This is a genomic window from Sphingobacterium sp. T2 (assembly GCF_000814685.1).
In the GTDB taxonomy this organism is placed as follows: Bacteria; Bacteroidota; Bacteroidia; order Sphingobacteriales; family Sphingobacteriaceae; genus Sphingobacterium; species Sphingobacterium thermophilum.
Genome location: NZ_JXAC01000288.1, coordinates 1 through 6004 on the forward strand (window position 1 = coordinate 1; position 6004 = coordinate 6004).

Consider the following 6004-nt stretch of genomic DNA (forward strand, 5'->3'; position numbering starts at 1 on the left):
CTGCATTGTACAAAGAAATTGGCGGAAAAGAGGAAGAGCACGCTCATCATTAATCTGATTTGAGCTCTTAAATATTTGAGGCGTCACTAGAGTGACGCCTTTTTTGTTTTTGATAATTTCATATTTCACATGCTTTTCCTAAGTGTTTTGTTATATTTTTATAAAAATGATTTATATTTTATTAAAATTTCAATAAAAATTAAAAAATGTTATGAATTTGTTTTTTAAGACTATAACTTTGTTGTGTTAAATAATAAAAGGAAGAACTAAAAAGCGTATAATTTATGTGTGGTATTATTGGTGCATTTGATTTAGTGCAAGAAGAGGCTAAGATTAGACCTCAGGTATTGGAAATGTCAAAAAGGATCAGACACCGTGGTCCAGACTGGTCCGGTATATTCAGCTCTTCAAAAGCTATTCTTGCGCACGAACGTTTAGCCATTGTGGATCCAAAGTCAGGAAGTCAGCCTTTATATAGCCCTGACGGAAATGTAGTATTGGCTGTAAACGGAGAGATCTATAATCATCAGGAACTGCGAAAATCATTACCACAATATAATTTTGCGACAAATTCGGATTCGGAAGTGATACTTGCCTTGTACTTGGAAAAAGGCGTTGATTTTATTGAAGAATTGAACGGTATTTTTGCTTTTGCATTGTACGATGCACGTAACGATTCTTTCCTTGTAGCACGAGATCATATGGGCATCATTCCGTTGTACTACGGCAAGGATGCCTTGGGGCAATTTTTTGTTGCATCAGAGCTAAAATCTTTGGAAGGATTCTGCACTAATATGGATCAATTTCCTCCGGGCCATTATATTTACAGTAAGGAAGGTCTTACACCTAAAAAATGGTATGAAAGAGATTGGGAGTCCTATGATGCCGTAAAGGATAACCATACCAGCATTGATGAGTTACGTGCAGCCTTGGAGGCTGCTGTTCATAGACAGCTGATGTCTGATGTGCCTTATGGCGTACTGCTGTCCGGAGGCTTAGACTCTTCGGTAGTGGCAGCCGTAACGAAAAAGTTTGCCGCCAAGCGTATCGAGTCTGGCGACAAGGAGGATGCTTGGTATCCGCAGCTTCACTCTTTTGCCGTAGGACTTAAGGGAGCTCCGGATTTGTTAGCAGCTAAGAAGGCTGCCGAGCATATAGGAACTATACACCATGAAGTGAACTTCACCATACAGGAAGGTCTTGACGCTATACGCGATGTGATTTATCACTTGGAGACCTATGATGTCACTACAGTACGTGCTTCTACACCCATGTATATGTTGGCACGTGTCATCAAATCTATGGGCATAAAGATGGTGCTTTCGGGAGAAGGGTCAGACGAATTGTTTGGAGGGTATCTCTATTTTCATAAGGCACCAAATGCTAAGGAATTTCATGAGGAGACTGTACGAAAGCTGAAAAAGCTGTATCTATACGATTGTTTGCGCGCCAATAAAGCTTTGGCGGCATGGGGTGTGGAAGGAAGGGTTCCTTTCTTGGATAAAGAGTTTATTGATGTGGCCATGCGTCTGAATCCTGAAGATAAGATGATCAAAGACGGTCGCATGGAGAAATGGGTGGTTCGTAAAGCTTTTGAAGATTATCTCCCTGAAAGTATTGTATGGCGCCAGAAGGAGCAGTTTTCCGATGGGGTAGGCTACAGCTGGATAGATACCCTAAAAGCTCAGGCAGAGTCTTTGGTGTCGGATGAAGAATTTGCTAGTGCTGCCGAGCGTTTCCCTGTAAATACGCCTAAAAACAAGGAAGAGTACTATTATCGTTCGATTTTTGAGTCGCATTTCCCTTCGGAGGCGGCGGCCAAGACTGTACCTTCGGTGAAGTCCGTAGCATGTAGCACACCGGAAGCTTTGTTGTGGGATGCTTCTTTCCAAAACTTGAATGATCCTTCAGGCCGTGCTGTGGCGAATGTGCACCACGAAAGCTATGAAAAAGCAAAAATAGAGATTATATAGGACAGAAGAATAATCATAAAGATTGTAGGTTTGAGTGTGTTACGAAGAATTTTACTTTTAGGTCTTGTAAAGAATATTTTTAAAGATATTAATCTTTGTGGCGTAGAAAAACCTAACAAGAAGACTCCTGAATAGCTCAGCTGGTTAGAGCATCTGACTGTTAATCAGAGGGTCGCTGGTTCGAGCCCAGCTTCAGGAGCATAATAAAGTCCGATTTTCATTTGAAAGTCGGACTTTTTTTATGGTGTAGAGAAGCGTTAACTTTCTTAGTTTTATCTTCATGCAGAAATATCTTTTTCTGAATTACCATTCATTAGCGTAGCTACCATGACATCCCCTGTTACATTGGTTGCGGTGCGCAACATGTCTAAAGGTCTGTCTATGGCAAAGATCAATGCTATTCCTGCAGGATTTACACCAATAGATTCTAAGACAATAACCAGCATCAATATGCCTGCTCCTGGTACTGCTGCAGCTCCTATGGATGCTAATGTTGCGGTAAGTACTATGCTTAATTGCTGGGCAAGAGTAAGATCATAGCCCATCACCTGCGCGATGAAGACGGCGGCTATCCCTTGATAAAGACAGGTACCGTCCATATTTATAGTTGCGCCTATGGGTAAGACAAAGCTTATTACATCTTTCCGTAGTTTCAGGTTTTCTTCGGCACATTCCATGGTAACGGGAAGGGTGGCCGCACTGGAGCTTGTAGAGATGGCTAGTAGTTGTGCCGGTAGTATGGCTCGGAAAAAATCAAGCGGATTCCTTTTTCCAAATAGGAAAATAATAGAGCTATAAATGCCATACACGATAATCAGTAACCCTAAGATTACGGTAACAGCATACATACTGAGTGCTTTAAACATATCGGTAGATGGGGATTCCACGATAAGGGTGGCTATAAGAGCAAATACGCCGTAAGGTGCAAAGAGCATCATGATATCCACCACTTTTAAAACTACAAGGTTGGCAGCATCAGTAATCTTCTTGAGTGGTTCAATTTCGGAAAAAGGAAGAGAAACCATGGCTATGCCAATCAAAAGGCTAAAGAAAATTACTTGAAGCATATTGCTGTTGGACGACATGGCACTGAAAATATTTTCAGGAACAATATCTACAAGGACCTGTAAGGGGCCTCTTTTTTCTTGTATTTCATTGACCTGATCAACCTTTTGTTGTATTTCTCCGCCAAAAGAGGAAAGCATCTCCTGCCTTGTATTTTCATTTAAAAAGGAGCCCGGTTGGATGAGGTTAACCAATATAAGTCCGATGGATACGGCAATGACGGTAGTTGTGATGTAGATAGCAAAGGTTTTAATACCCATACGGGACAGCTGGGTTACATCTTTCAAGTCCGAAATACCCTTGATAAGGGAAACAATGATCAGCGGTATGGCTATTAATTTTAGGAGGTTGATGAAGATTGTTCCAAAGGGCTTTATCCAATCCAGAACAAACGATTTTCCTTCGTTGAACTGAAGGCATAGGATACCTATTGCTATACCTGCTACAATACCAATTAATATTTGCCAGTGTAGAGCTAGTTTTTGTTTCATTGATAAATTATGCTGAATTTGTTAAAGATATATTTTATTTATTACAATTCAAACGGTATATTGTTTTGGAAAAAGAATAGGACTTTGATTAAGTGTCTCTTAATTTGGGTAATCGTGATTAAATGATTAATTTTACGCGCTAAAAAAGCTATACCTCCAGAGGAATGAGGAAGGAGAATAAGGGAGGATTGAATCCTTTGTAGCTCAGTAGGGTAGAGCATCTGATATTATTCAGAAGACGCTGGTTCGATTCCGGCTTTAGGATCCAAAAAATGCGGCGGTGGTGCCGTTTTTTTGTTTTGCAAAACCATATAATCGATTGAAAAATGAGTTTAGTTATAGTTGGTACGGTAGCTTTTGATGCTATTGAGACACCATTTGGAAAGACAGATAAGATTGTTGGAGGGGCCGCTACCTTCGCCGGGCTGTCGGCGTCTTATTTGTATGATAAGGTAAAGTTGGTCAGTGTGATTGGCGAAGATTTCGGCGACAATATCAACATCATCAAATCCAGAGGTATCGACGTGGAAGGAGTGGAAGTGGTAAAGGGTGGTAAGTCGTTTTTCTGGTCTGGTAAATATCACAATGATATGAACAGCCGTGACACTTTGATTACCGAGCTTAACGTATTGGCTGACTTCGATCCGAAAATTCCGATATCGTACCAAGATTGTGAATACTTGTTATTAGGAAACCTTACTCCGTTAGTTCAACTTCATACCTTGGAGCGTCTTCAAAATAAACCGAAGCTGGTGGTGTTGGATACGATGAACTTCTGGATGGATGTGGCACTGGAAGATTTGAAGAAGGTATTGCAAAAGGTAGACGTACTAACTATTAACGACGAAGAGGCTCGTCAGCTTTCAGGAGAATATTCATTGGTGAGGGCAGCAGATAAGATTTTGGCTATGGGCCCCCGCTATTTGATTATCAAAAAAGGTGAACATGGCGCCTTGTTATTTGGAGATGGACAAATATTCTCGGCTCCTGCATTGCCTTTGGCTGATGTCTTTGACCCCACGGGGGCTGGTGACACCTTTGCCGGAGGATTTATAGGCTATCTGGCGAAAGTGAAGTCCATTAATTTTTCTAATATGAAAAATGCTATTATCTATGGTTCGGCCATGGCATCATTCTGTGTCGAAAAATTCGGTACAGAAAGGTTGCAGAATTTACAGCAAGAAGAAATTGCTGACCGTATTCAGCAGTTTGTAGCACTTTCAAAGTTTGAAATAGCAAGATAGATTCTTATAACGATAAAAAAATAGGAGGACTTTAAAGCAGTCTCCCTATTTTTTTGAATTTTTCGAACACACTATGTGTATGTGGTGCATCTTTCAGCTCCTCTGTAAGATCTTGGCCTGCCCAATGTTCGTAATGCATGCCTTTACGCCAAAGCCTGCTTTCACTCACGTCATAGATAATACCGTCATAACAAACCCATATTTCCGGCTTGTCTTGTCCATTTCTTAATGCTAGCTGAGATCGGGTGTACGTAGGGAGGTATTCTTCGTTCATACCTCCTAAATTACATATTCTTTAGAATTTATAGGCAGATAGTGTTTTTTTCATGGTTTTTCGGGCTACGTGAATTCTCGTTTTCACCGTTCCGATAGGAATGTTGAGGTGTTCGGAGATTTCATGATACTTATAGCCTCATAATACATGGTGAAAGGAGTATAGTAATCTTCGGCCAGCGAAGATAGCGCCGAATTGATGTCCTCCATAATGAACCTATTTTCACCTTGGTTTTTTGTAGCTGAATGCACCAAATTTACAGGCGAAATTTCCTCCTCTTTGGTGATGAAGCTGTTGGATTTGGTATTACGTCGATAGTTGTTTATGAAGGTGTTCTTCATGATGGTGTACAGCCATCCTTTTAAATTGGTTCCTTCCCTGAAATTTTTAAAATAGGTTACTGCCTTCAACAAGGTGTCCTGAACCAAATCGTTTGCGTCATCATAATCTTTAGTAAAGTTGCGAGCGTACAATCTCAACGAGTCCGCCTGTTGAATTACTAAAGCATTAAATTTTGTTCTATTCATAGCACTACGGTTTGTAATTTTCGAATTAGTAGTTTTAATGAATAGTTATTTATCGAAATAAAATGTCTATTCACGATAGTCAAACTACCTTGCCCGAATTACAATGCAAAGACTGTGCTAAAAATTATTGCGAATTGTTAAAATTTTGTTATTTATAAATAAAAATAATAAAATTCGCGCTTTATGGAGGTATTAAGCGCGATTGGAAAATTTTATTAAGATAAGTTTTTAAGAGTTGTGGAAAACTTTTTTTATAGTATGTTTACCTCTCTTTCCAGTGTTATGCCAAATTTTTCCTTTACATCATCAATAATGAGTGACGACACCTCAAAAATTTCTTTTCCTGTGGTCTTTGTTTTTATTGGTAATTCACAAGGGCTTGATTTTTCCATATTGCTACTTTCCTACTTCTTTACCTTTCCTATCCACA

4 protein-coding genes, 2 tRNA genes and 1 pseudogene are annotated in these 6004 nt (G+C 39.8%); 4 read left to right on the forward strand and 3 right to left on the reverse strand.

Going from position 1 to position 6004, the window contains the following annotated elements:
- The first annotated feature begins 284 nt into the window (after nucleotides 1-284).
- Together asnB and SD31_RS14150 are read left to right on the forward strand one after the other, a co-directional pair.
- Nucleotides 285-1973, forward strand: a complete 1689-nt coding sequence (gene asnB / locus SD31_RS14145) for an asparagine synthase B (protein WP_039054590.1) — start codon at nucleotides 285-287, stop codon at nucleotides 1971-1973.
- A gap of 125 nt (nucleotides 1974-2098) precedes the next feature.
- Nucleotides 2099-2172, forward strand: a tRNA-Asn gene (locus tag SD31_RS14150).
- 79 nt (nucleotides 2173-2251) lie between these two features.
- Here the strand turns inward: SD31_RS14150 and SD31_RS14155 are convergent.
- Entirely contained in the window at nucleotides 2252-3529 is a 1278-nt protein-coding gene (locus tag SD31_RS14155) for a dicarboxylate/amino acid:cation symporter (RefSeq protein WP_039054591.1), read from the reverse strand.
- 193 nt (nucleotides 3530-3722) lie between these two features.
- Here SD31_RS14155 and SD31_RS14160 point away from each other — a divergent pair.
- Together SD31_RS14160 and SD31_RS14165 are read left to right on the forward strand one after the other, a co-directional pair.
- A tRNA-OTHER gene (locus SD31_RS14160) sits at nucleotides 3723-3797 on the forward strand.
- A gap of 58 nt (nucleotides 3798-3855) precedes the next feature.
- Nucleotides 3856-4773, forward strand: a complete 918-nt coding sequence (locus SD31_RS14165) for a PfkB family carbohydrate kinase (protein ID WP_039054592.1) — start codon at nucleotides 3856-3858, stop codon at nucleotides 4771-4773.
- Between the two features lie 31 nt (nucleotides 4774-4804).
- On the opposite strand, the gene SD31_RS14170 is transcribed toward SD31_RS14165, so the two are convergent.
- Together SD31_RS14170 and SD31_RS14175 are read right to left on the reverse strand one after the other, a co-directional pair.
- Nucleotides 4805-5047: a cytochrome b5 domain-containing protein gene (locus tag SD31_RS14170; protein WP_039054593.1), complete on the reverse strand. Its 243-nt coding sequence runs from the start codon at nucleotides 5045-5047 to the stop codon at nucleotides 4805-4807.
- A 21-nt stretch (nucleotides 5048-5068) separates the two neighbouring features.
- Nucleotides 5069-5574: pseudogene (locus tag SD31_RS14175) on the reverse strand (RNA polymerase sigma factor).
- Between the last annotated feature and the right edge of the window lie 430 nt (nucleotides 5575-6004).

Coding starts and splice junctions, on each gene's coding strand:
- SD31_RS14165 (WP_039054592.1), top strand. CDS start 3,856: ATGAGTTTAGTTATAGTTGGTACGGTAGCTTTTGATGCTATTGAGACA.
- SD31_RS14170 (WP_039054593.1), bottom strand. CDS start 5,047: ATGAACGAAGAATACCTCCCTACGTACACCCGATCTCAGCTAGCATTA.
- SD31_RS14155 (WP_039054591.1), bottom strand. CDS start 3,529: ATGAAACAAAAACTAGCTCTACACTGGCAAATATTAATTGGTATTGTA.
- asnB (WP_039054590.1), top strand. CDS start 285: ATGTGTGGTATTATTGGTGCATTTGATTTAGTGCAAGAAGAGGCTAAG.